The following is a 22060-nucleotide window of genomic DNA, read 5'->3' as shown; positions in this document are numbered from 1 at the left end:
GCGGCGAGCGAATACAGAGCCGAGAGGGTTATCAGTGGAAACGGTTAGAGCGATGGCGGCAAGGGCCGAACGGGCTCTGCGCGGAATTGAGAGGAGGGCGAGAGCACGCTGGTGGGCGCGCAATACCGCGTAGGGAAGATTGCGGAGGTCGCCAAAGAGAAGGGCGGTCAAGCTAGCCTCTTCTTCTGAAATGTCTGGCGTGTCGTTCAGTTCGGCGTCCGGGTGTGCGCACCCCTCGCCAGCAATATCAAATTGCGCGATAACCATCACATGGATCCAAAAAGTGGATGCCGACGCTTGACTATCGCTACCTGTTCGCTACACTTCGGTTGTCCAGACCTCCCGTGAAAACGGGGTGAAGTGTGGCTAGGCAGCGCAGTTCAAGCCCTAGTATTCAAAAGCCTTCGGTTGCCGCCGAAGGCTTTTGTCTTTCCATCGATTGATTTTCTACAGTCCGATCATCGAATCTCTTTTCGTAAGTCGTTGATTTATAAGAAATCCCGACTCGGGATTTCTTGTTTCAGCTCTTCTCTGACTGCTCCTGCTTCAGTTCACGGCTGATGAATTCCTGAATCTTCGCTGCCCAGCGCTCTGATTCCTCGCGCGTAATGCCCTTTGGAAAGGTCAGGCCAAGAACGTTCTTACGGGTGACGATGCTGCAGAAATTCCGTTTTCCGTCCTTCACCACCAGCTCATTCTTCTGCGGAGTTGCCGCCTTCTTTGGCGGCTCAGGCCTCGCAAGAGCAACCGCTTGCTCTTGCGTAACAGCGGAATCGCTGAGGAGCTTCTCGATGGCAGCATTGACACGCTCTTCGCCGCCTTCCTTTTCCGCGAGCTTGCAGAGTTGCTCAGCGGCGGTACTGCCAAGCTTTGTGGGGTTCTCTGCGAGAAGCTCCTTCGATCGCTCTGGCAGCTTCTCGAACGCCATGATGCGCGAGACGTGGGTCGTGCTCAGCCCGGAGATCTCCGCCAGCTTTGCTTGCGATAAGCCTGTTTCAAGCTGAAGCTGGCGAAAGTTCCAGAATTTCTCGAAGTCGGAAAGAGAGGGTGCGAGCAAGTTGCTCCAAAAACCAAGGAGGTGTGCGTCCTTGTCGTCCACCCCTTCGATGACCTCGCCGCGAATAGACTCACGGCCCAGTTCACGATAGATCTCGGTGCGATTGTGACCCGCCAGAAGCTCGTATCGCCCGTCCGACTTCCGACGGACTGTGATGGCCTGGGCGAGGGCGTTCTGCGAGAGGTTGGCCTTCAGCTCAGCATAGGCTTCAGCGGTCAATTTCCGGCGACGCCCCGGCACCTCGTCGATGAGATGCAAGGGGATCTCCATCACAGTCGCCGTGTTCAACAGCGATCGTAGCTGCTCGATCTCCGTCGCCTGCCGTTCGACCGTGGCCTGAAGGTGCATCATCTGCCCAGGAGCAGTCCGGGGCGTTTGAGGGCCAAGAGTTTCTGCCTTGGCACGGTCCGCATCCGTTACTTTGATGCTGCCGGTGATATCCGCGAAGCGGCGTTTCAATGTCATGGCTTACCTACCTTGCCAGATTGCACTCATTTTGTTGTCGATGTAGTCGACGAATTGATCACAGGGAACCCGGATTCTCCGCAGTGTCTCCGCATTTGCGTCGTTCGCCGATAGATCGTAGACCGTGGAGAACCGCATGCTGCTGTTGCGTGCCAGATCGGTTTCCGGGATTTCGATGGGAAGCACTCGATTGCCGTAGACCTCCCGAATCCACTCAGTCACGAGCCGCGGCGCGTCCTTCTGTGCCATCCGAGTGACCAGAATTTCCAGAAAATCGAATTCCTTCTGCGATTCCTCTCCGCGCTCCTCCATACCCGTAACAAGGTCAGAGAAGAGCTGCCAGAACTGCACCATTGAAGAGAAGGCGAGAACGTCGGGCACTACAGGCACGACAACACCATCGGCCGCGAAAATGGCGTTGATGGTCAAATAACTGAGGGTGGGTGCGGTATCCAGGATGATGTAGTCGTACTCATCCTTGAGTTGGTCGAGGCCCTTGCTGAGGACCTTCTCGAAGTGCGCTTCCCCTGGCGCACGGGCCGGCAGCAGGGTAAGAAGCTCCTTGATGCCCTCTTCGATGAGCTTCTCCAAGCCTGCGACCTGTTCGGCGCCCGTAACCTGTGCAAGCAACGCAGCCTTCAATCTCCCGATGGCTTCGCCCAGCGATTTTCTGAGGTACGCACTGTTCGCATCCGTCGTCGCGCGCGCCGGCAACATGAACTCGGCATTGAACAGTTCGGTCGATGCCGGGATCAAATCGAGATTTGGCCAGTAAGTCTCCAGCGGCAACTGGCGCATGTTGAACTCGTTGCCACTAAGATACGCCTCAATCAGCGGCACAATCGTTTGATCGGCACTGATTTCCGCATGCGGATTGATGCCGTAAAGCGTTGTCGCACTACCCTGTGGATCCAGGTCCACATGACACACCTTACGACCACGGCGAAGAGTCAACCCTTGCGCCAGGAGGGTGGACATTGTGGTCTTCGTGACGCCACCTTTGAAGTTGGCCACAGCGATCACCTTGCCAGGCCCGGTGCGCGGAACCGGTTTGAGTTCGGCCCTGACCCATTGCATCGCCTCTTCCAGAGTGAAGTAGCGAACGGCACCAGGTCTCGCTTGGGAGCCCTCAGGGAGATCGTTTTTCTTGAGCGCACGGTTCATGCGAGTCTTGTCGATCTCACAGATCTCCTGCAGCCGCCCAGACGGAATCATCGGGGCAACTTTGCGTGGCATCGGTTGAAGCATGTCATCTCGAATCTTCTGGAGCATAATTCCAGAGAGATTGGCAAGCTTCTTCAAATCGTCGGGCGTCGTCTTACCCGGGAACGCAAGTCGAATGTCCATAGGTCTCAAGAGGCCACCGAAGTATCAGCACACCCCATCAGGTTTCTGCAACCGATTCAGTAAAAAAGCACCGATTCGGTTGCAACTTGGGCAAAGATTAGCCGCCGGCCGACGTAAACGCAAGTTAACTTTGCATCCCGATCTCGGCGTCAGGATTGGCGCTGTGGCATTTCAACTGATCAGCCAACCATTCCGGCCCTTCCTCGCTCGCGCACCAGCAAGTGAAGAAGGCGGATCGGGGAGTAGGCACATCGGCAAAATTCAGCAAATATTTGCAGGCAGGGGCTAAATTTCGGATCGCAGCGAAATTACGTGGTCAACTCGGAAAACAAGGGCAGCCACCGCCACCCGAACGTGTCCAACTCGGAAAGCGCTTGTAGCCCCCGCCGCCTATGCACCCAATGAACAGTGCCAGACGTCTCCTCGGCCATGGGGAGGGCAGATAAGCAGCTAAAAACGTGCTGAACTCGGAAACCTGCCATCCCCTTCGAGGCCGATAACGTGCCGAACTCGGAAAAATCAGCGTGGCGGTCCCAAAATTCCGACCTTCCACATGCACGTGTCGAAGTCGGAAAGCCAACGTGTTCTACTCGGAACCGCAACGTGTCCGACTCGGAAAGCCAACGTGTTCTACTCGGATCGGGAACGTGTCCGACTCGGAAAGCCAACGTGTTCTACTCGGATCGGGAACGTGTCCGACTCGGAAAGCCAACGTGTTTTACTCGGATCGGGAACGTGTTCTACTCGGAAACAGGCATCCCGCAATGCACCGCAAGTCGTTGATCTGAAAGGGGTTTTCCGGACGATGACTGCGGCGCATAAAGGTTTTAATAGGTTTACAAAAGGTTTACACACAGTTTTTTAAAAAGGCGTGTGTGTCCTTCTGCGGGAAAAAAAGCAACACCCAACCCGCTTCCACCTGACAACGCTGGCCCTAGGCAACCGTAGCCGTTCTGCACATTACGTGCTGAAGTCGGAAAGCTGCCAAACGCGCACTACCGCGCAAACATGAGACGAAAAAAAAACTGTTTTCGAATCATTTCATTGACAAGCCCCCACACTAGACCCAGAATGCGAGTGAAATTTCGGGGATGGAATGGTGTCGATACACGGAAAGGGCTCTGCAGGACAAGCACTGGCGCATGCGCAGGCCGTCCTGCGCGTGCTCGCCAAGAAGCCTTTTTTCCAACATCGTTTCCAGGACCAAGTCCGGGCTCTCTACGCAGATACCGGCACAGTGTCCGACCTCGCCCCTTCGCTGTACCTCTCGGCGCTGTTCACGCGCCTTCCCGACGAGGCCCGCGCTGCCAGCGCTACGCTCGCAGCTGCTCGCATCGTCAACGATTACCAGGAATGTCCGTCGCCGGCAGAAGTGCGTTCGATCATCGTTGACTCGGTGGTCTCAGCGCTGGGTCTGACGTACGCAGGCCTTGCTGAGCGCGCGCGTCTTTTCGTGGCGCAACCTCCGCAAAGCCAGGACATAGCGGATAGGTGGCTTGAGCGAGTGCTCTACACGACGATTGCCCGCATAGGCTTTGAGTCGTTTTCCAACATTGCGATTGCAGACTGGCAGAGGGAGCTTGGTGTGACCATGCTCTCGGAGCCGGAAGCAATTTCTTCCTACCAAGTTCGCGTCGAACGTCCGCCGAAAGTGGAACGACGCGACTTCAAAACGCTGCTTCCCAACCATGGATAAAGCAGCCGCCCCCCAAGCCGCAACGACCGCGGCCCAAGCTCCAAAGCGAATCGCGCAGCCCAGCACCTGGGGTAGTCCGCGAACAATACGCACGCCGCAATTCAACAAGCGCATGCGGGCTTGGCTTGCGCGGCTGAACAAGTATTTGGCGTTCGTCGTGTTCGCTGAGGTCGCTGTGATTTGCGCACTGGTGCTCTGGCTCACCTTCGGCATCACCTTCTATCGCGTGTTCGCTACAGACGGGACGATGTTCTCGTGCGAACTCGCGCCTGTTCGCGGTGCCCTCCAAAAATGACCACTTCAAACGAAAAGCCCTCAGCGAACGCAAAAGTTGCGACAACGCAAAGCACGGTTGCACACGTCATCGGCGCAAACCGTGTGGAGGAGGAAGCGAAGGAAAACGAGCAACGACACTCGCTGAACTATCTGAGTGTCATCACCGTTCTTAGCGTTGTGATTCTGTTCCTGCTGTGGCTCATCTTCATACACTTCCCGTTGGCGAATCACATACCAACGCAGAACGCAGCAGCGGTGTGCAGAGTCACTCCGGTAAATCAACCTCGCTTAACCGAAGCTCAGGTCAAGGACTTCGCGCAGGAAATGGCCGTCGCCGTCTATTCGACCGACTTCGCCAACTACCGCAGGAATTTGAACGATGCCGGCGACAAGTTCATGCTGCCGTCGTTTCGCGAACAGTGGATCCGCGTCATGAGCACGTCGGATTTCATCAAGATCCTGCTGGAGAACAAGTTCATCGTTACAGCGGTGGGCACGGCAAACAAGCCTCCAGTGGTGGTGCGCTCTGGTCTTCTGAGTGGCGCCTATGCATGGAAGATTCAAGTACCCCTGACCCTGTTCTACCAGAGCGGTCGGGTGCAAAAGGATGAGCACGTCATCGTGGAAGTCACTGTCACGCAAGTGGATCCCACTCAGCTCAACTTGAACCCGCGCGGCATTGCGGTGAGCTGGGCAGATACCAAACCAGCACTCAACTGAGGCAACTCACATGAAGCGCATATACCTCGCGGTGCTGTCACTCGTTTTTGCGGCTCAAGCTCCCGCGCAACAAGTCCGTTTGCAGGCTTCGCAGCAAGTGCAGCAGCCCACGCAGGCTCAAGGTCAGGCAGTGACGCAGCAAGTCCAGCAGGCCAACCAGCAATACGTGGAGATTGCACGACCGAACATGGACGACGTTCGTCCGCCCGTTGCAATCACCAAAGACATCGTCGAGCGCTTGGTTGAAGACCGCCGCGCACGCACGCTTACGCCCAAGCAAATCGAAGGCGTGCGCGAAAGCGTTGATGCCGCACGCCAGGCTGCAGTGTCGCCCTATCCGCGCGGGATGATTGCAGAGCCGCGAAGCCGCCGAATCGTCTTCCGTCCAGAAGTCCCACAGGCGGGACGCAAGCCCGAAGTGATTGAGATGTGGCAGGGGACGCTGTCGACCATGGTGTTCACTGACATGAACGGCAACCCGTGGAACGTCAAGGCGGTGTCATTCGACTGCAGCATTTTTGACGACGGTCGATCCTGTGAAGGCGGTGACATGGGCGGAAAGGGCGGTACGGCAGATCCGACCAACATGGTTTCGCTGCGCGCAGTTACCCCGTATTCGTACGGCAACATCGTCGTGCGTCTTGATGGGCTGGCAACGCCGGTGATCTTCGTTCTCCGTACCGGCAAGTCAAAGGTGACGGACATGGAGCTATCTGTGCAGGTTGAAGGCCGCAATCCATCTGCTCCGCCGGTAGCGGTGTCGATGCAAGGTCTGCCGGGCTTTGATGAACGTATGGGCGATTTTCTGAGTGGTTTGCCGCCAGAAGGCGCGACGCGGATGAAAGTGGCTGGGGCCTCAGCTGAAGCGTGGATGTTCAATGGCGCCATGTACGTGCGCACGCGCCTTTCTCTCCTGTCCCCAGCATTCACCGATCGTGTTGGAAGTGCAGAAGGAATCGTCGTCTACAAGTACCCACGGTTCGTGCCGGCCTTGCTGGCCACGATCAACGGGGCCCCGACAACGCTGATCGTCAGCGGCAACTGAAGACTGGAAGATTCGATGGTCAACGAAGACGAAATGCGCGTGGACGCGGGAAGCACGATCGATCAGGCCGCAGCGGAGCGCTCTGGAAACGATTCGAACCTGCGCAAAGAGAACATCAAACGCACCTTCCTTTCCGGAAAGGGGCGAATCGCCATCATTGCAGTGGGCCTGACCCTCGTCGGCATGCTGGTGATTGGTTTTATGAACATGGCTGGCAGCGGATCCAGCGCGCCGCCTCAGGCGGCGCCGTCGACTGCAAATCCAGGCGGCCTGACGGGTGACCGAATGGCAGCGAGCAACCAGGAAATGGACATGCGTCGTGCGGCCAATGCGCAAGCCGCATCGGAGGCTGCTGCGCGCCATGAACCGTACGTGGCCAGCCCAGTGCTCATGGCTGACGACGTGAAGCGTGATCAGGACTCAGGTTCCTGGGGGCTGGGTGCCGGCGCGCCGGTGAAGGGACCGGCAGCGGCGAGTACCCCCGCAGCGTCACAGGCACAGCAGCAGTCCCTTCAGCAGGCTCCGATGGCTGCGCCTCGGCAAGTTGATGTTGCGAAGGTCGCCAACGACATGATGGCCGACAAGAACGGCGACATCAGCAGCCAACTCAACATCGTACTGGGTGTGGCGAATCCGGACGGAACGGGACGCAGCCGCAAATTGACGACCGGCTACTATCCGTTGCCTACGACAAAAACCGAGGCAACAGCTGGCGCGCCGACTGGCGCGCTTCAGCAAGCGGGCACGATTGTGGCAGCAGGTGGCACGGGGGCCGCCTCGGCGCAACCCGCCGCGGCAGCGTCTGCCCAACCTGTTGTGCCGGGCTGGGAAGCGGGCAATGGCTTCTACTGCAAGGTTCGCTATGGCCTGAACTCGGATCTGGCGCGTAAAGACGTTCTTGCCAAGTGCTACGGCGGTCCGGCCGACGGCGCCGTTTTCATCGGAACTGCGGAACCGTCAGCTGAAGGGGTCGCAAATCCGGCGTTCACGTTGATATTCAAGAAGGTGCAGATTCCGGGCAAGGGCAACTTCGCCGTCAACGCTGTCGGCATTGACAACGAAACGATGGAGCTCGCCACCAAGGACGAGGTCAACGACCACAGCTTCGTAAAGTTCAGCCTCATCGGCATCTCGGGTCTGCTGAAGGGCATTGGTCAGGCAGCGGCAGTGGTGACTGGCACGTCGAATACGCAGACCATCGGCAATGTGAGCACGACCACGGTCAACGTGCAGCGTCCGTCTGTGTTGCAACAAGCGGAAATCGCTGCCGGCGGCGTGGGTACTTCGATCGCCGACTATGCCGCGAAGAAAGCGGAAGCACTCAAAACGACAATCAAGCTCTACCCCGGCAAGGAAATTGGCGTGGTTCTTCTTGACTCAGTGTCGTACCAAAAAAATTAATTTTTTCGTTACGTACCCGTATAATTCCGCGCAAATTGGCGCTAACGGAGAATAGAGTGAGCGATAACCAGATACCATCGGAATTCGTCCTGGGTGACGACGAGGACACCATGGGTGGCCGGATCGCTGGGGGCACCGGATCCGGCGCAAAGGCGCCCCACAAACCGTTCCCGCTGATGAAGGTTATAGGCGCGCTTGGTGGTGGGATGGTGCTGATCGTTGTCGGGCTCGTGGTCTATGTCAGTTCGGCAAACAAGGCGCGGTCTGATGCCAATCAGTTCACAGCTGTCCCGCAACCGGCGATAGCGCAACAAGCGGCACCCGCAATGCAGCCCTCCATGCAGGGCGCAATGCAACCCAACTTGCAGCCACCGAATGCGCCGCAGGGGGCGCCGGGTACGATCGCTGCAGCGGCGATGGGCAATCCCGGCATGGCGCCACAAATGCAGCAGCCCGCCCAGCAGATGGAACCGGCTCAGGTGAGCGGGCAAATGTCGGCGCCTGGACAGTACGCTCAACAGCCGCAACAGCAAGTCGGGCAAGCACCTGCACCTATGCAAGCGCCGCAAGTGCAACCGACGGCGGTCAGCCAGGAGCCGCAAGTCCAGCCGGCACCACAACCGTACGCGAACGCGGCGGCTCAGACAGCACCCACGCAACAACAGGTTGCCGTGGCGGCAGCAAATACTCCGTCCCAGGCGGCCGCCCAGAAGGCCGACGTTCAGCGTGGGTCGGCTGTTGCAGCAACACCGCAGGAGGCAAACGCTCGAATTGCCGAACTGGAGCGACAGCTATCCAACGTGCAGGGCGAACTCGCCAAGCTTCAGAAGCAAGGCCCCAAGCCCGAGCAGAAGCCGCAACCGGTGAAGGTCGCTCGCAAAGCTGAGGCGGTGGAAGAGGACGCGGAAGAGGAGGTTGTTCCAGAGCGGAAGGTCGCGCGGGCAACCCATTCGAAGTCCGCGCGAGACAAACGCAATCAGTCGGCCGCGACCCAGGACACCGCCAAGCAGGAGACCGGCTATGTGGTCACCGGCATGATCGGCGGTCGCGGCTTCATCACCAAGACTGGGGGCAACGATGTGAATCCGGATGCGTCGTATGCCGCAGGCGAAACCTTGCCCGACGGGCGCAAGGTCACGATGGTCGATCAGAAGCAAAAGCGCGTGTGGCTATCTGATGGCAAGTACATCGCAGTCGGCAACTGAGATCACTAGAACAAAGGGCGGGACAGCGACATGGATCAGCAGTCAGGCGGGTTGATTCAATTCCTGATGAACATCGCCGGGGCACTCCCAGCGATGACGACACTCGTCACCGCGGTGTTTGCCTTCTACGGCGTCTATCTCGTGGGGTCCGGAATCAAGGGCTTCTACGACCTGACGGCATACGGAAACTACTCAGCGGGCAACTATCAGCATCGCACGTCGGGTGGCCTGTTCTGGCGGATCTTCTGCGGGGTCATTCTGACCATGCTTCCGCTCACGCTTGGCATCTTCGGGAACAGCGTGTTCGGTTCAGAGGTGTCGTCAGGACCGATGAGCTACCAGACGGCGGGCATGTCCGCGATGCAGCAGGCAGCTGTTGCAGCCATCTTTCAGCTCTTTGCATTGGTGGGCTACGTCACGTTCGGACAAGGATGGGTCTCGCTCAATGCTACGAAATCTGGCCAAAACCAGATGGGGGTCAAAGTTCCCCTGGTGTTCATCTTCTCCGGTGTCCTACTGGTGTACCTGCAGCAAGTCTTGAACGCCTTTGCCGCTGTCACAGGATTGAATGTCCTGAATCTTCTGTTGTTTTAACCAACTCTCCCAAATAGGAGTTAGACGTGAAAAAACTGGCACAACTGCGCGAGAAGATCGCGCTCGCGCTGCTGATGGCTTCGCTGGCACCGTTTGCCTGGGCCGACCAACAGCTTCAGCTCAACAACATTCAAGGCACCAGCGGTGCCGGCTCGGCTGATCTGAATGCATGGTTCACGAAAATCACCGGCTACTTCCAGTCGGGCGTGAACCTGCTGCTGATCGCTTTCGCCGCGGGCGGCATCTATCTGACGGGTTCGAGCATCCACAAGATCTACGCCGCGAACAAGGATCAGCGCGAATCGCCGAAGATCGCAATCATCGGGATCATCGTTGGTCCGCTGATGACGATGGTGGCCATCGTCGTGGGCGTGCTGCGCAACTCGGCAACGCCGACCTGATCGCCAAAAGGGTAGCCGGATGCCAAGGCGTGAGCTGCCAGAGCTGGTCATGTCCGCCAAACGTTCAGTTTGGCGGATGCACGATCACGCAGGTGAAGCAGACAAGGAGTTCAACCAGGTGCGGCTTGCCGTTCTGGATGCGTGCGGTAACGCGTGCGAGTTCTGCGGGCACGCTTCGGCGAAGTTCCAGGAGGTCCATCATGGCGACGATGATCACCGTAACAACAAGCCGGAGAACCTCTTCGGCAGCTGCCCGCTGTGTCACCAGGTGTTCCACGTCGGCTTGGCGGGAATGCGTGACGGCGGTCACGTCGTCTATTTGCCGGAGTTTGAGCAGGCCGAAGTCAACCAGCTTGCGCTGGTGATCTGGATCGTTCAGGGCACCAAGAAAGAATCCATCAAGGATCCACAAGCTGCTGAAGTGTTCACGCGGATCCACGCTCACGCAAACAAGCTGAGCCAACTACTGCTTCATCGACGCGGTCCGGTCATGATGAAGCTCAACGACTACATCAAGTCGAAGAAAGCACTGGCTCCCGAGCACGAGCCTAAGCTCAGCGACCTCAACGCTTCGATGTTTGCGAACGTTCTGATGCAGTTGGATGACGAGACCTATGCGCGACGCAAGGAAGAGCTCGGCGGCCTGCGCCTCCTTCCTCTGCCCGAGCGCTTCGAGCAGCGGGTCGATCATTGGCGTGATGAGGCGAACGCCATTCTTCCTATTCCCTCCTGGAACAAATTGCTTCCGAGCGAGGACATTCGCAAACTCATCCTGACCTGCGCCAGCCGCATCGATGCTGCGAAGGCGCGCGTTGCCATAGCGGGGTGAGCATGCGCTATGGCGTTGTTTTGTTCGACGACGAAGTGCGCAAGGCGGCTTCCACCAAGAGGCGTGTCGCCAGCAGTGGATCCGTCTCCATCGAGGGAGGCCCGTCACGCCGCATCGTGTCCGTCACGGAGCTCGAATCTGACGTCAAGTGGCTCACCAACTTTGGCTTTACTGATTTCAACGGGAACGGGTTGGGGCGGAACCCCAATCTCTATTTCAGCGGTTTCCTACGCAGTGAGTTGAAATCGATCGCGGAAGAGATCGGTGCGGGACCGGAGCAGATGTCGGCGGACGCATCCGTTGAGGTGCTGTCGCTGCTGTTCACGCGCGTCATGAATATGGCCACGCTGTCGCTAGGTGTGGACCTGAAAACGAGCAGCATCTCCACCAAGGGCCTCGCTGACTTCATCAGCGCGCGCGTGGTGAATAAGAACAAGATCCCGGACGAAATCAACTCGGCGCTGCAGCACGCATATCAAACGTACACCCCGGTCATGCAGCGCACGCCGCGCGACTGGAAGAAGGTGATGCTCCGCGCGCCTCGCTATCTGCATGCGGTCGACGTACTGAGCACCCCGGTGCCAAGCGAGCATCAATGGGTCTACGTGCACAACGCGAAGCTGCCGGCAAAGAACGAGGATCGCCTTGACTGGTGCATCGGGAATGAATTGCCGGTGCTTGCCAACGTCAACGTGAAGCCCCGGCGCGGGGAATACGGCAGCCTGATCAGCTACAACGCCGGTGCCGCCGACGTGCGCTCGTGGGTTTCGCAACCCGAGCTCGTCATCTTGTCGCAGTTCTGTGACGTCGAGGTGATCGGCGCCTTTGTTTGCGAGGCCGGCTTCGAACATCAGAAAGAGATCGACCAGTTTCCTCATCTGGGCGATTTCTCCCTCGCGTCATATTCGCTTGGACTGATTGCGGAGAACTTTTGGGTGTCGTTGGCCAGCCCGCGTACCAGTCCGACCAATCAGAAGTTCTACCCACCTCGTGCGGTTTGGTACCGAGCGATGGACCGCATGCTCATGTTCATGAAAGCGGTGAAACTGCGGCGCGAAGGCTTTCAGGTCTTTGCGTATGGCCTGGGGAATGTGACCGTCTACTTCCCGCCTGGTGCCACAGAGGATCTGACCGCTATCGCGGGCCAAGAAGGGCTTGACGTTCCTGCTTCGACATTCGCTGAGATCAAGACCGAGGTCCGCCTGAATGCAGACGAATGAAGTGGTCGCGGTGGAAGACCCGAACGCGGCCACCGACAACGAAAAAAAGCTCAAGCGGGTGGAGACGGCTATTCGTCGCCGCGTCCGCGCCGACTTGCTCATGAAGCTCGACGGTGTCGCGCTCATTGGCGACAAAGCCAAGCAGATGCGAGAGCTACTCGCACTTAAACACGAACTTGAACACTGACAGGAAGCACCATGGCTGTCTTTAGAGCTGTCGCCGAAGCACTCGATTCCGTCGCATCCACCCTGATGGGGATGCTCAAGTTCCACATCAACGACTACTGCGATCTGGAGACGACTTACGGAGATTCGTTTGTAGCGAAGGATGGATCGATGGCGACCATTCTCCGCTACAACGGTTTCCGATCGCTCCTGGGTGAAAACGACTTCCGCATCTTCGTGGATCGACTGGTCGAACTCATTGCGCCGAACTTTTCAGCCCGAGGCCACCAGATGCAGGTGGTGTTTATCCGGGAAGATGATCCCGACGATGAGGTCATGCGTTACCTCGAACCGATGTATGAGACGGCCGAAGCGCTGCGCCTGAATATTCAAGACGTCATCGACGAAAAGCGCGCTGTCCATCGCCGTGTGTGCATGGACGAAAAAGTCTTTTTCGTTCTGTGGACGCGTCCTGCTGTGCTTGATCCAATCGAAGTCAAGATCGGCCGTGAAGAAGCGCGAGAAATGGCGAAGAAATACCAGCTTCCGTCGCTGCAAAGCGCACAGAACGTGTTTCGCCCCATCCGGCACTTGGTGGAAACTCACGAGTCGTTTGTCTCGAAGGTGCGGGATGGCATGCTGCGGCTGAAGTGCGCCGTTGAGATCGTTCCGGTTGGCGAAGCGTTCTGTGAGGTCAAGCGCTATCTGTATCGCACCACGCCTCTTTCCTGGCGCCCGGTGCTGGCAGGGGACCCGATCATGGCGCGCTGGAAGAACAACCGGAAGATGCGCGACGCCAGCGAACTGATGCCGCCGCGCCTGGATGACCAGCTCTTCATTGCTCCAGGGGTCAACGGCAACGCGAAGGGCATTGGTGGACTGACCGACATCAATTCGGTGCGCATCAACGATCGGTTGTTCTCGCCTGTGGTGATGAAGCTCGCGCCGAACAAGCCGAAGCCGTTCAACGAGCTGTTTGGGGCGATGAACAAAGCAACGACCATGGACAAGGAAGGGAAGCAACACAGCATCCCGTGGTCGATGAGCTTCAACATCGAGGGCGACGGCCTCAAAGCCATCCAACTGCGAAAGATCTTCGGGACGTTCCTTGGCCGCATGTCGGCGGACAACCGGAACCTCGCCGCTTCCAGTCGTTCCCTGGAGAACTACAAGGAATCCGGTCATGGGGAAGTGGTCCGATTCCAATCGACCATCGTCACGTGGGCCCCGTACGGTGAAGAGCGCCTCATGATGATGCGGCGTTCCAAGCTTGTGCGTGCCTTGGAGGGGTGGGGCAACATGGTCCCCGAGCTGGAACGCGGTGACGGCATGGAGATCCTGGCGGGTGCCACGCCTGCGCTGACGTTGCGTTCGGCGGCGCCCGATGGCGCGCCGCCCTTGCACGATGTTACGTTTATGCTGCCGCTCACGCGGCCAGCCAGCCCGTTTACCCGCGGCACGACGATTTGCCGATCGTTGGACGGCAAAATCATGCCGTACGAGATCTTCTCGGCAGAGCAAAACACTTGGATCACGCTGCTGTTCGGCGGCCCTGGTTCGGGTAAGTCCGTGACTGCGAACCGCTTGAATCTTGAGATGGCGCTCATGCCGGGGCTCAAGCGCTTGCCTTACATTGGCGTGATCGACATCGGCATCTCGTCGACCGGCTTCATCTCGCTCATCAAGGACGCGTTGCCGGAGAAGGAGAAGCACCTGGCTTCGTACGTCCGCCTGCAGAACCGCGACGACTACAGCATGAACCAAGCGGACACTCAGCTGGGGCTGCGGTACCTGTTGCCGCGTGAGCGGGAGTATCTCAAGAACTTCCTCGTTGCATTGGCGACGCCGGCAAACCGTGGGACGGCGCACGACTACATGGACGACTTCGTTGGTCGCGTCATTGATATGACGTATCGCCGGCTGGCTGACGACCATGATCGCTCTGAGCCACGCAAGTTCGCCGTGAATCTGGACGAGCGGGTTCGCGACTGGGTTCATGGTGCGGGCATCGAGTACAACGAAGCCACCACCTGGTGGAATATTACCGACAAGCTGTTTGACCTCGGCATGAGCTACGAGGCGTCTGTTGCGCAACGCTATGCGGTGCCGATTCTGCAGGACTTCCTCCAAGCAGCGGCGGATGTGAACCTGGCGCGCGAGTTTGAGGAAGCCAACATCGCAGGCGGTCAGAACGTCGTGACGGAATTCCGCACGATGATCACCTCGGCAGTCGACAACTTCCCGATCTTCCGTTCGAGCACGCGATTCGACATTGGCGAGTCGCGGATCATGTCGTTGGATTTGCAGGACGTTGTACCGCAGGGCAGTGATGGCGCCAAGAAGCAGGCGTCGATCATGTACATGGTTGCCCTCAACGCGATCATGCGCAAGATCTCGATCATCCGCGAAGACCTGGACGCGCCGCAAATGACCACGCGCTACCGCCGGTACCACGCAACGCGTGTGGACCAACTGGCAGAAGACAAGAAGCGTCTGTTCGTCGACGAATACCACAAGACGGGCGACAACCCAAATCTGCGCGAAGCATTCCTCATCTATGGCCGCGAGTCGCGTAAATGGATGTTGGAAATCGTGCTGGCCAGCCAGCTCCCCGGAGACTTCAAGGAACTGGCCTCGATCGCCACCAGCGTGCTCATCCTGGACCAGGGCACCGAAAGCACGCGCCGCACCATTCAGGAGATCTTCAGCTTGTCCCCTGTGGAAGTCGGTGCCCTCAAGACTTACGTCAATGGGCCGGAGCCCGGCATTGGCGCCACGTTCCTGGCCAAGATCAAGACCAAGAATGGCGAGATGTCGCAGCTGTTCACTGCATCGAGCGGCGGCCTGGAGCTCTGGGGGCTATCCACGACGGGCGAGGACCGCAAGCTGCGTTCGCTGTTGTACGACGCGATGCCCGGGCCAGACGCACGCGCGATGCTGAAGACGGCCTTCCCGACGGGCAGCTGCAAGAAGTTCGTCGACATCGAAAAAGCCAAGACCAAGCAGGAGCGGGGCGAGGCCTTCATCGATGACGAGGCAGAAGACTCCGTCATCGAGTCGACCGCTAAGCGGTTGATTGAGGAGTGGAAGCGTAAGAGCGCGCTCGGCGAAGCACTGGCAACTGCCTAAGGGGGCGATCAATGGCTGAGGCGAATTATCGTGGGGTGGAGCGTACGGAGGAGCTGCGAAGCTCCGATATCCGTCCCGACACCCGCTCGTCGTTGTCGCGTGCACGAGCCTATTTCGCGACGACAGACGGCGTGTTTGTGGCAATGATCTGGCTGCAGGCCATCGGTTTGTTCACGATCTTCGTCCCGTTCTCTGGAGAGATCGTTTTGCTGGTCGGCGCGCTCTTCTACCAGCTGTACGTCAATCCTGGCCACACCGATCCAGATCGCACGACCGTTATCGGTGGGGTCAACCGAATTGAGGGCAAGCACCGCGTCTACGATTTCCCGTACCGCGTGCCATTCTCGGCCAAACGGTTCGACGGGTCCTACAGTGTTCCTAAGCTCGGGAGCGGGATCACCTTTTTGGGCAAGGAAATCTCGACGAAGTTGGAGATCTGGAGCGGTGACTCCGATCTGCGCACGCACATGCTGGTCCTGGGTACCACCGGTAGCGGTAAGACCGAACTGCTCTTGGGCCTGGTCTTTAACGCATTGGTGCAGAACTCGGGCTTCATCTACACCGATGGTAAGGGCGATGTCTCGCTCTGGAATAACGTGTTCCGCCTGGCGCGCTATCTCGGTCGCGAGTGCGATCTGCTGCTGGTCAACTTCCTGACGTCGGGGCGTGACTTCATCGACAAGCAGTTCGACCGCACCACGAACACGATGAATCCGTTTGCGCTTGGCTCCTCCGGGATGCTGATCGAGCTGATCATCGCGTTGATGGATGACAGCGGTGGTGGCGGCGATATGTGGAAGGGCCGTGCCATTGCGTTCGTGGCGGGCCTCACACGTGTGCTGTGCTACCTGCGCGATCGCGGTTACATCCTTCTTGACTCCAGCAAGTTCATCGAGTTCATGGAGCTGCCGGTCGTCGAGGCGGTGGTCTTCGATAAGAAGATCACAGTCGACGGCAAGGATATCAAGATCGACGATCCGTTGTTCGAGACGGTATGCAAGCCGCTGCGCGCTTTCGTGCTGACGCTGCCTGGCTACACCCAGTCGAAAAAAGGAAATCAAGATCAGAAGACGATGGAGCAGCATGGCTTCATCACCATGCAGTTGACGCGTCTGTTCGGTGACTTGAGCTTCACGTACGGCTACATCTTCCAAACGCTTCTGGGCGAAGTGGATATGTACGACGTCGTCATCAACCGACGCATCTTGGCTGTGCTGCTGCCGGCGCTGGAGCGAGCCCCGGATTCGCTCAAGATGCTGGGCAAGCTCATCGTCGGTGCGATCAAGCAGATGATGGCCGGTTGTCTGGGTAACCGCGTCGAGGGCTCCGTGCGAGAGATCGTCGAAGCGCGGCCCACTAACGCTGCAGTGCCGTTTTACGTGGTGCTCGATGAATATGGGTACTACGCAGTGCTTGGCTTCGCGGTTGCGCCTGCCCAGGCTCGATCCCTTGGCTTTCCGCAGCCGGAGCGCGCACTGGTTCGCATGGCCAACGGGCAAACTCAGCGCATGGGAGATATGCGGGTCGGCGAAATGATTCGCTCACCTGATGGCGCGCAGGTTCGCGTGCGCGAAGTGCTGGAGCACGACTCGTTGCCTGTGGCCAAGATTACATTGGAGTCCGGCAAGGCCATCGAGGCGGCCTACGTTCACCATTGGCCGGTGCGTGTCATGTACCAGCAGACGCTCCTCAAGACGACGCAAGAGATCGATGTCCTGGTGAAGTCTGGTGTGACGGTCGAACTGTCGATCGCCAAAGAGGATGGTTTGCAGTGGGAAGAGATCACCGATGTGTCGATGGTCGGTGTCGAGAAGTGCCGCTGCCTCGTTGTCGAGCATGACCTGCATTGCTATCTGACCGACCATGATGTGGTGACGCACAACTGCATCACTTTCGCGGCACAGGATTTTTCTTCGCTGCAAAAGGCATCGAAGGAAGAGGCTGACGCGACATGGGAAAACACCAACGTTCGCGCAATCGGACGAGTGACCTCTGGGCAAGAGTCGGAAACGTTCCGCCGCATTAAGGGCGTGGCCGGTGAGGCAGTGGTCTACGAGAACGGCTACAAGGAGCATAGCGAGAGCGCGTTCTTCAAGTGGCGCACCAAGCTCGATGCGCGCATCAACCGCGTTCAGCGGATCGAGTTTGACGACATCGCCCATCAACAGGATGGTGAGTTCACTTTCCTCGTCGGCAAGAAGGATGGCAAGGGCTCGGGCGGCGTGCGCATCATTCGTGCGCGTGGCTTTTACACAGGCGTCAAGGAGAAGCCGCCAGAGATCCGAATCAACCACTTCCTGAAGGTGGAACCCCCGCGGACAGGAGGAGGTGAGGTTGACCTTGAGCGACTGGATGCGATTGAAAAGCTGCTCGGCGACATGATGAAGAATGGGGACCTCAAAGCGGTCTTCCCTGACAACCGTGAAGCGCTGCTGCAGTCCAACCAGCCGTTCTACAAACTCAGCGAATACATGCGAGCTGCGCGCACGCAGCACCAACTCTCGCTTGCAGAGTCGTTGCGGGTCGCCTTCGTCTGCGAAGATCAGGAAATGGAGGTCAAGGCTTCTGCGACGGGAGCTGAGCTCGGCATGCAAGCCGAGGATGCGCAGCTTCGCGCAAGCGTCGAGGCTGTCGAGCAGATCCAATCGGTGGAGCTTGGGAGCGAGAGTCTGGCCCTCCAGGAACCGGTCGAGGACGATTCGCTGAGCATTCCGCTGACCGAAGAAATCGGATCCGTCGCCCTGTCCAGTGACGACGCGGTAGGCCAGCCGACCGCCAATGCCGAAGATCTGATGGTCGTTCCGCTTGATGATGCAAGTGAGGATGTAGAGCCGGGAGTGACCGCCGGCCTGAGTGGAAAAGCCATTGCCGACAAGGCAGGGTCAGGTGGCGAGGCGGGTGGCGCATCCGGCGGGACATCGAGCGGTGGGATGGCTGCTGCGTTGACGCCTCCGACCAAGCCGCAACCCGTTCACGAGGATGAGTCGACTCCAGAGCCTGTGAAAACGGCGAAGTCGCAGATCGCCGATTTCCTGGATGGCTACGACTACGGCCGCCGTGAGGAAGAGGCGGCCGCTGAGGAGGCTGCTGGTGGGGCACAGGCGGGCGATGCGGCTGGGCCGCGCGCACGCGTCAGTGCCTTGACTTTGCGGGTGCTCAACGAGGAGGAGGCTCCGAACGAGATCGAATCGTACCTGGCTGACGCGATCGAGACGACCAATGTGGCGCTTGGCATCTCGAAGGACTCCTTGGAGTCCAAGGCCAGTGCACGGCGAGCCGTCCAGGAGCTTGAGCGAGTGACAAGCTACGTTGATGGCGCAACGCCTGAATCTGTGACGTTGGAGGGTTGGGACGCCACTATTGACGATCTGGAGAATGCTGCCGCGCAGAATCCCCCGAACTATCTGTGACAAGGAAACAAATAAAGATATTTTTTCGGATCAAAATGTTGATGAACCTCTTTGACTGGCTATAATCTAGCCAATCAATCGGAGGCTTCTCAATGAATGTCACAAGCGCGGGGGAGTTCCTGACGGAATTCGCTCCAAGCTTCGCCAACGAAGAGGTGCGAGGCTGGGCCTGGGATAGCGCCGACGACGAGTTCGGTAAGCGGGCCTCGTGGCATGTTGGCGAGGATCTCGGGCTGGAGGTCGTTGCCACAGTGGACTTGGGGGCGACCCAGCTGCAACTGACTGTCACGGAGCGTGATATCGCCACTTCAACCGAAGGCGAGGATGCACGGGTGACCTTCGATGTTCTGATCGACTTCGAAGAGGGCCTTCTCACGGTTGGGGGTGAGTCCCTCGCCTATACCGCCGCGGCGATCGGGGAAGCGATTGCGCAATTCAACATGCGAGCCTGACCACCATGGGCTTCTTCGGTAAGGTTGGGCGGGCGATCGTGCGTGAGCATGGCAACTTGGCAGGCGCGCATCACGTCGCGGTTGGCTACAAGGCCATTCAACGCAACTGGTGGCGTGCGACCAAGCAGGCCTGCCCAAAATGCGAGTCAGGGCACCTTTTTCCGATTACCGAAACGGTAGACGGGAAAGAGCACCGTGCTTTGGGCTGCAATGTCTGTGACTACTACTCGCTCATGGCAGATGCGTCGGTGCAAGCGTCGGAGTCTGTGCCTGAAATGTTGCGAGGGCAGTACGAGCAGACGCTCGCCGCACTGGACCAGCCGGGAGTGCGCGAGGCGCGCTTGCATTACTTCCGCCGCCTGAGCCGCGTCTGGTACGCGATCGCCGCGCTGTGCCTGGCGGTCGCAATTGGGTTCCTCGTGGTGTCCCCCAAGGGTATTGGTTCGCTGGCCGCGTCGATGGTCGGCGTTCTGATGTTCGCCCGTGGGATGCGGGCGTGCTACCGCCATTGGCAGATTTCAGAAAACCGATTCTTCATACCCGGGTCCTTCAGGCATTGGCTGAAGCAGGGGGTGTGGTTCGTATGAGTGAAATGACCCCAGAAGCGGAAATCGTGATCCGCAGATTCAAGGACCGCAAACTCGCGGGCTCGGACTTGCAGCTGATCCGCACTGACGTCGTTCGCCTGACGCAAGAGCAGCTTTCAGAGGAGTGGGGGATTTCCCGCACGCTCATCTCTCGCATCGAGAGTAGTCCAGAGCCGGACCAGCGACAGTGCGATCAATACCTCGGCCTGCTGACGCGGCGCTTCTTCTTCCCGCAGGCGGGTTAAGCGATGGCTGCCGCGTATGTGGAGGTCCAGCAGTATCGACCGCCTTCAATCGAGTGTGTGGTTGAAGCTGCAAGGACCTCTCGGGTGCCAGCCAATGTCCTGCTGGCCATCGGAGAGCAGGAGGCGGGTGCTGTTGGTGCAGCACTGCGCAATGCCAACGGCACCTATGACCTTGGACCCGCCGGCATCAACTCGATACACCTGCCGGAGCTCGTGCAGACCGGCTTGTCGGTTGAGTCTGCTGCGCACTACCTGCGATATGACGGTTGTTACAACTACGCGATGGCGGCCTATCTGCTTGCGAAGCAGATCAGCAACTGCAAGCAGGAATACTGGACGTGCGTCGCGAACTACCACTCAAAGACGCCTGAACGCAACGCCGTGTACCGGCGAAAGATCATCCCGCTCGCGATCAAGTGGGCGGACTACCTGACCCAACACTATCCCGTAAAGGAACTTCAGCCTTGAAACATTCTTTCGCTTCGGCGTGGCGGTACTACGTTGCCAGCGCCTTTCTCGGCACGCTATCAGCGCATGCGATAGCCGGTGAGCCGAGTCTCCCGGCGGGCGTGGTGGCGCCCGGGTTTTTCGGCAAAGCCGGCGTCAAGGTTACGGGCTTCGCCAAAGCGGCGGGTGGCCTCAACGTATGGACGGTGGAGCGCAATGGCACGAAGACCGTGATGTACACGACGTCGGACAACAAGGTGCTGCTTTCGGGTGTGCTATGGGACGCCGATACTGGCGCGAACTTGTCGGACGCGTACCTCACGCCTGATATCACGCAGCAGGTTGCTGCGGCGGCGCCTGTGGGGCCCGTCGCGACGAACGGCCCGAAGGGAACGCCTGGGAAGATTTCTGAGTCGATTGCCGGCATCTCGAAACTGACCGGCATCAAAGAGGGCAAGGGTGCGGTGGACAAGACGATCTACGTCATGTTCGATCCGCGTTGCCCGTATTGCAAAGCGTTCTACGCAGCTACGCGTGACTGGGTGCGCAAGGGCGGCTCGATCAAGTGGATCCCGACAACGGTGCTCGGGCACGACCAGAACGCCACGAACATGGTCGCCGACATCCTGCAGGACGCAAATCCTGTGAGCGGCCTCGCTCGCGTCGAGACGGGGCAGTATCGCACCCCGGCAAGCGTCGCGCCTGCAACGCTGAAGGCAATCGCGCAGAACGAAGAGTACTTCTACGCGGCGTTCCAGCGTAATCCGTCGATCGGTGTGGCTGGCGTGCCGGTGGCGTTTTTCCAGGCCAAAGACGGTTCGCCTCAGATGGTGATGAACCTCGATGACCCGCTGCTGCTTCAACAAATCTTCAAGGATGTTTCGCAATGACCGACCAACTCAAATTCGACTTGTTTGCCAAGCCGGCGGTGTCTGGCCTTCAGTTGAAGGTTCGCCTGGCGGAAGTGGGTGGCGGTGCCGCGTCCTTGTGGCGTGTCAGCAAGCAGATTGCGACTGTGGCCGTTGCTGACCTTGAGGCGGCTAAGCTGGAGTTCGGCGCGGCTCCACCATTGGCTTCGGGGATGCAGGCCGAAGGCTATGAACGGGTGGCATTTTGCGCCTACGTGGTGGGGGTGGACGAGCCGCAGTGTGTCGCGACGTTTGAGCGATGGGTCGATCCCCGGGAAAGCAAGCCGTCAGCTAGCAATCTGCAGGATGCGCTGACCGATGCCTTCGAGGCAGCGGTGTTTGATGCGCTACGCAACCAGGCGAATGCGGCGGTGCGACAGGATGACATTACATCGCCGCGCGGCCAGGCGCAGGGAGGCATTGGGAGCGGGGATTCTCTCGGCACGAAGATTCACGTCGCC

At 58.7% G+C, this 22060-nt stretch carries 21 protein-coding genes and 1 pseudogene; 19 read left to right on the top strand and 3 right to left on the bottom strand.

Annotated elements, in window-relative coordinates; genetic code table 11:
- From JHD73_RS29170 to JHD73_RS18230, 3 genes and pseudogenes are all read right to left on the bottom strand, one after another.
- Window positions 1-267: pseudogene (locus JHD73_RS29170) on the bottom strand (hypothetical protein); the annotation flags it as partial.
- Between the two features lie 253 nt (window positions 268-520).
- Window positions 521-1522 carry a ParB N-terminal domain-containing protein gene (locus tag JHD73_RS18235; protein WP_199031661.1) on the bottom strand — a complete coding sequence of 334 codons (1002 nt, stop codon included), beginning with the start codon at window positions 1520-1522 and terminating at the stop codon, window positions 521-523.
- A 3-nt stretch (window positions 1523-1525) separates the two neighbouring features.
- Window positions 1526-2869: an AAA family ATPase gene (locus JHD73_RS18230; protein WP_199031660.1), complete on the bottom strand. Its 1344-nt coding sequence runs from the start codon at window positions 2867-2869 to the stop codon at window positions 1526-1528.
- 1096 nt (window positions 2870-3965) lie between these two features.
- Here JHD73_RS18230 and JHD73_RS18225 point away from each other — a divergent pair.
- The 19 genes from JHD73_RS18225 to JHD73_RS18135 form a co-directional block, all read left to right on the top strand.
- Window positions 3966-4565, top strand: a complete 600-nt coding sequence (locus JHD73_RS18225) for a hypothetical protein (RefSeq protein ID WP_199031659.1) — start codon at window positions 3966-3968, stop codon at window positions 4563-4565.
- Window positions 4558-4860 (top strand): hypothetical protein, encoded by a 303-nt coding sequence (locus JHD73_RS18220; RefSeq protein WP_199031658.1) that lies wholly within the window; start codon window positions 4558-4560, stop codon window positions 4858-4860. Before JHD73_RS18225 ends, JHD73_RS18220 begins: the two co-directional genes overlap by 8 nt.
- A complete protein-coding gene (locus tag JHD73_RS18215) occupies window positions 4857-5561 on the top strand; it encodes a DotI/IcmL family type IV secretion protein (protein WP_199031657.1) in 705 nt (234 codons plus the stop codon). The genes JHD73_RS18220 and JHD73_RS18215 overlap by 4 nt, the downstream gene beginning before the upstream one ends.
- A 10-nt stretch (window positions 5562-5571) precedes the next feature.
- Window positions 5572-6606: a DotH/IcmK family type IV secretion protein gene (locus JHD73_RS18210; RefSeq protein WP_199031656.1), complete on the top strand. Its 1035-nt coding sequence runs from the start codon at window positions 5572-5574 to the stop codon at window positions 6604-6606.
- A 15-nt stretch (window positions 6607-6621) separates the two neighbouring features.
- Entirely contained in the window at window positions 6622-8007 is a 1386-nt protein-coding gene (locus tag JHD73_RS18205) for a hypothetical protein (RefSeq protein ID WP_199031655.1), read from the top strand.
- Window positions 8008-8063: 56 nt separating this feature from the next.
- Window positions 8064-9212 (top strand): hypothetical protein, encoded by a 1149-nt coding sequence (locus JHD73_RS18200; RefSeq protein ID WP_199031654.1) that lies wholly within the window; start codon window positions 8064-8066, stop codon window positions 9210-9212.
- Window positions 9213-9242: 30 nt separating this feature from the next.
- The gene (locus tag JHD73_RS18195; protein ID WP_199031653.1) at window positions 9243-9806 is read left to right on the top strand and encodes a hypothetical protein; all 564 of its coding nucleotides are present in this window, start codon (window positions 9243-9245) and stop codon (window positions 9804-9806) included.
- Window positions 9807-9832: 26 nt separating this feature from the next.
- On the top strand, window positions 9833-10207 hold the full coding sequence (locus tag JHD73_RS18190; protein ID WP_199031652.1) for a hypothetical protein: 375 nt from the start codon (window positions 9833-9835) through the stop codon (window positions 10205-10207).
- 49 nt (window positions 10208-10256) lie between these two features.
- A complete protein-coding gene (locus JHD73_RS18185; RefSeq protein WP_233177043.1) occupies window positions 10257-11036 on the top strand; it encodes an HNH endonuclease in 780 nt (259 codons plus the stop codon).
- A 2-nt stretch (window positions 11037-11038) separates the two neighbouring features.
- Window positions 11039-12256, top strand: a complete 1218-nt coding sequence (locus tag JHD73_RS18180; RefSeq protein ID WP_199031650.1) for a hypothetical protein — start codon at window positions 11039-11041, stop codon at window positions 12254-12256.
- Complete coding sequence (locus tag JHD73_RS18175; protein WP_199031649.1) at window positions 12243-12443, top strand: hypothetical protein; 201 nt, start codon at window positions 12243-12245, stop codon at window positions 12441-12443. The genes JHD73_RS18180 and JHD73_RS18175 overlap by 14 nt, the downstream gene beginning before the upstream one ends.
- Before the next feature lie 11 nt (window positions 12444-12454).
- On the top strand, window positions 12455-15550 hold the full coding sequence (locus JHD73_RS18170; protein WP_199031648.1) for an IcmB protein: 3096 nt from the start codon (window positions 12455-12457) through the stop codon (window positions 15548-15550).
- An 11-nt stretch (window positions 15551-15561) separates the two neighbouring features.
- On the top strand, window positions 15562-18960 hold the full coding sequence (locus tag JHD73_RS18165) for a type IV secretory system conjugative DNA transfer family protein (RefSeq protein WP_233177042.1): 3399 nt from the start codon (window positions 15562-15564) through the stop codon (window positions 18958-18960).
- A 92-nt stretch (window positions 18961-19052) separates the two neighbouring features.
- Complete coding sequence (locus JHD73_RS18160; RefSeq protein ID WP_199031647.1) at window positions 19053-19412, top strand: hypothetical protein; 360 nt, start codon at window positions 19053-19055, stop codon at window positions 19410-19412.
- A 5-nt stretch (window positions 19413-19417) separates the two neighbouring features.
- Entirely contained in the window at window positions 19418-19999 is a 582-nt protein-coding gene (locus JHD73_RS18155) for a hypothetical protein (protein WP_199031646.1), read from the top strand.
- Entirely contained in the window at window positions 19996-20244 is a 249-nt protein-coding gene (locus JHD73_RS18150; RefSeq protein WP_199031645.1) for a hypothetical protein, read from the top strand. The genes JHD73_RS18155 and JHD73_RS18150 overlap by 4 nt, the downstream gene beginning before the upstream one ends.
- A 3-nt stretch (window positions 20245-20247) precedes the next feature.
- Entirely contained in the window at window positions 20248-20712 is a 465-nt protein-coding gene (locus JHD73_RS18145) for a transglycosylase SLT domain-containing protein (protein WP_199031644.1), read from the top strand.
- Complete coding sequence (locus JHD73_RS18140) at window positions 20709-21581, top strand: DsbC family protein (RefSeq protein WP_199031643.1); 873 nt, start codon at window positions 20709-20711, stop codon at window positions 21579-21581. The genes JHD73_RS18145 and JHD73_RS18140 overlap by 4 nt, the downstream gene beginning before the upstream one ends.
- Window positions 21578-22060 (top strand): hypothetical protein (locus JHD73_RS18135; RefSeq protein ID WP_199031642.1); only part of this gene is annotated, 483 nt, incomplete at its 3' end. The genes JHD73_RS18140 and JHD73_RS18135, both read left to right, overlap by 4 nt.

Origin of the sequence: Ralstonia sp. ASV6 (assembly GCF_016429285.1) — a bacterium.
Classification (GTDB): Bacteria; Pseudomonadota; Gammaproteobacteria; order Burkholderiales; family Burkholderiaceae; genus Ralstonia; species Ralstonia flaminis.
This window is presented reverse-complemented; position numbering and strand designations above follow the sequence as displayed.

Coding starts and splice junctions, on each gene's coding strand:
- JHD73_RS18235 (WP_199031661.1), bottom strand. CDS start 1,522: ATGACATTGAAACGCCGCTTCGCGGATATCACCGGCAGCATCAAAGTA.
- JHD73_RS18230 (WP_199031660.1), bottom strand. CDS start 2,869: ATGGACATTCGACTTGCGTTCCCGGGTAAGACGACGCCCGACGATTTG.
- JHD73_RS18225 (WP_199031659.1), top strand. CDS start 3,966: ATGGTGTCGATACACGGAAAGGGCTCTGCAGGACAAGCACTGGCGCAT.
- JHD73_RS18220 (WP_199031658.1), top strand. CDS start 4,558: ATGGATAAAGCAGCCGCCCCCCAAGCCGCAACGACCGCGGCCCAAGCT.
- JHD73_RS18215 (WP_199031657.1), top strand. CDS start 4,857: ATGACCACTTCAAACGAAAAGCCCTCAGCGAACGCAAAAGTTGCGACA.
- JHD73_RS18210 (WP_199031656.1), top strand. CDS start 5,572: ATGAAGCGCATATACCTCGCGGTGCTGTCACTCGTTTTTGCGGCTCAA.
- JHD73_RS18205 (WP_199031655.1), top strand. CDS start 6,622: ATGGTCAACGAAGACGAAATGCGCGTGGACGCGGGAAGCACGATCGAT.
- JHD73_RS18195 (WP_199031653.1), top strand. CDS start 9,243: ATGGATCAGCAGTCAGGCGGGTTGATTCAATTCCTGATGAACATCGCC.
- JHD73_RS18185 (WP_233177043.1), top strand. CDS start 10,257: ATGTCCGCCAAACGTTCAGTTTGGCGGATGCACGATCACGCAGGTGAA.
- JHD73_RS18180 (WP_199031650.1), top strand. CDS start 11,039: ATGCGCTATGGCGTTGTTTTGTTCGACGACGAAGTGCGCAAGGCGGCT.
- JHD73_RS18175 (WP_199031649.1), top strand. CDS start 12,243: ATGCAGACGAATGAAGTGGTCGCGGTGGAAGACCCGAACGCGGCCACC.
- JHD73_RS18170 (WP_199031648.1), top strand. CDS start 12,455: ATGGCTGTCTTTAGAGCTGTCGCCGAAGCACTCGATTCCGTCGCATCC.
- JHD73_RS18165 (WP_233177042.1), top strand. CDS start 15,562: ATGGCTGAGGCGAATTATCGTGGGGTGGAGCGTACGGAGGAGCTGCGA.
- JHD73_RS18160 (WP_199031647.1), top strand. CDS start 19,053: ATGAATGTCACAAGCGCGGGGGAGTTCCTGACGGAATTCGCTCCAAGC.
- JHD73_RS18155 (WP_199031646.1), top strand. CDS start 19,418: ATGGGCTTCTTCGGTAAGGTTGGGCGGGCGATCGTGCGTGAGCATGGC.
- JHD73_RS18150 (WP_199031645.1), top strand. CDS start 19,996: ATGAGTGAAATGACCCCAGAAGCGGAAATCGTGATCCGCAGATTCAAG.
- JHD73_RS18145 (WP_199031644.1), top strand. CDS start 20,248: ATGGCTGCCGCGTATGTGGAGGTCCAGCAGTATCGACCGCCTTCAATC.